At 48.4% G+C, this 2,137-nt stretch carries 2 protein-coding genes; both read right to left on the bottom strand.

The genetic code is table 11. The features are described from left to right. Positions 1–790, bottom strand: a 790-nt coding sequence (locus WCO51_12805) for a hypothetical protein (protein ID MEI6514133.1), incomplete at its 3' end; no start/stop codon positions are given. Positions 791–834: 44 nt separating this feature from the next. Continuing rightward, a partial coding sequence (locus tag WCO51_12810; protein ID MEI6514134.1) for a HEAT repeat domain-containing protein occupies positions 835–2,137 on the bottom strand: 1,303 nt, incomplete at its 5' end.

Here is a 2,137-nt window from a genome sequence, read left to right on the forward strand (position 1 = left end):
TATCAAACCTAAGCGCTCCCTCAGGGTCTAGATATATATAAGTGTCGACGACGCATGAATCATCATCTCTTGGCGCAAGTCGAAGCTTCCAAAGGAGACCGCTTCCGTTTCCTGTGATGAGCAGATAACCGAGAGTATGAGAACAAGCCCAGATAATTGGAGATAGAACGATGACCGCAAGTAAAAGAATTGCTGTCAATAACTTTTGAGCCTTTAACATTTTCAGTGCCTTGGTCGGATCATCGACTAAGTCGTACCATTCCCCTCTCAAAGCGCCCCACAAAGCCCCAAACATCGCGAAATAGGTGAGAAGACCATATAAGGTGTAAATATGGAAATCCTCAATAAACATCGGTGGCACCGCTAATATAAACAATAGTGCGCTCAAAATGCCTATTATCGCACCACCCAACCCCCAACATCGCCGCACCTTCGACCCCCATATAAAACACACAAGAGTAAGCAGAACGCTTACTCCCCATAACCCACCAGCCATCGGTTCCCAGTCACCATACGGAGCATTTGCACTCACAGCTGTCAAGTATATATACATGAGGTGCTTGCCAATAGGAAGTCCACAGACTATCGCACTTAATACTAACCATTTTCGCGGTCTGAGGAAAAATAAATGTAGGGCTATCAGGATAGAAGGCACGATAAAAATCCCAATACCTAGAGGTTTTCGAAATTCCAATACCAGGTACGCCAGAGCAATTAATATCGCTACCGACGCAATTATCGAACGTCTTCGGGCAACAACAAGACGCCTTTTGGCTGCATCCACTTCCATAGTTATCACCTCAAGTGATTGACGTTTTGATAGCCTGAACGGTATCAGCGAGCCTTATACTTCGCCCCGAAACTTCGGTTCCAGAACCAGAGTTGCTGGGCGGCGGTTTTGCTTATGAGGGGGTTGTTGACACGAGAGGCGCTTGTCAGCAATTGGCCGGCTTCGGGAGCGTCGACTTTCGATAGTTTCTTCATCGCTTCGACGTTATTAAGACCGCTTTGCACGATTTTCACGATGGCGGGGGATTTACTGTAATAAGTGATCAGCGCCTCTTTTGCGGCCATTTTTACTGTTGGGTCGCCTAAAGCTTGAATTAAGAGGATCACAACTCGATCATCATCTAGCTTGCCAAGCGCAATAACAGCCTCAATACGCGTCTTTGGGTCTTCCTTACTGAATATCAGAGCTTTCAGGAAAGGAACCGCGCGGGTATCCCCCAGGAAGCCAAGCGCGGCGGCGGGGCTTATAAATGACAAACTCTCGAACTTACCAGCAGGTTCATGCCATCGGTCGCGCAAAGCTTGTAGCAGCACAGGCACCGCCTGACGGTCGCCATTTTGACCTAATAGGATCGCTGCCGTATATCGCGCTTCCTTATTCTCAACATGCAACGCAGCGTAAGGGTCCAACTCGATATATTGCTCGATAGCCTCATACCATTGAGCATCTTTCGTTGGCCGTTCAATAATCAGTCGAAGTCCCTCTATATCTTTGGCTTGGATAAGTTCGCTGATATTTGGCGCGCGGCCTATTATCTTTACGCTAAGCGCAACCAACCCAACCGGCACGGCGCTTAATAAAATTACGCTCAAAGCAAGCACAAACGGTGGATGCCATCGGTTTCTCAGCATGAAATACAGACCACTAGTCGCCATCGTTGCGAGGAACCCCATCTGTGCAAAAAGCAGCGGAAGCGCGCTTATTTGACCACTTGAAAACCCCATACAGAAGACACTGCCGATTAGAAAGAAGAACCCCGCAGCGATACTGCTGTGGATGACGGCATATCGCCGGGCATTCTCTCGTCCAAAACATGCGAAAGCAGCTAGCGCCAATATCAACGCCCAAGCCCCAACAAAGACCCAACCCATCGGGTTCAATATCCGAACAGGCTCGAGCTTTATTTGGTCGAGGGGGAGTAAATAGACTTCATAAGGCTTTAAGCCATGACCGACGAACACAAGGCCAAGGTAAGCGGCAACAACAATCTCAGCCACCAGAGAGGCGATAAGGAAGATGCGTAAACGGTAATTGAAGAAGACAAAATAGGCTAACGACAACCCCGGCAGCGTCAACAACGCCACTTTGCCAATTACAGCCCCCGACCAACTTTGGCCGTAATAAAAC

The sequence above is a fragment of the bacterium genome, from assembly GCA_037131655.1.
In the GTDB taxonomy this organism is placed as follows: Bacteria; Armatimonadota; Fimbriimonadia; order Fimbriimonadales; family JBAXQP01; genus JBAXQP01.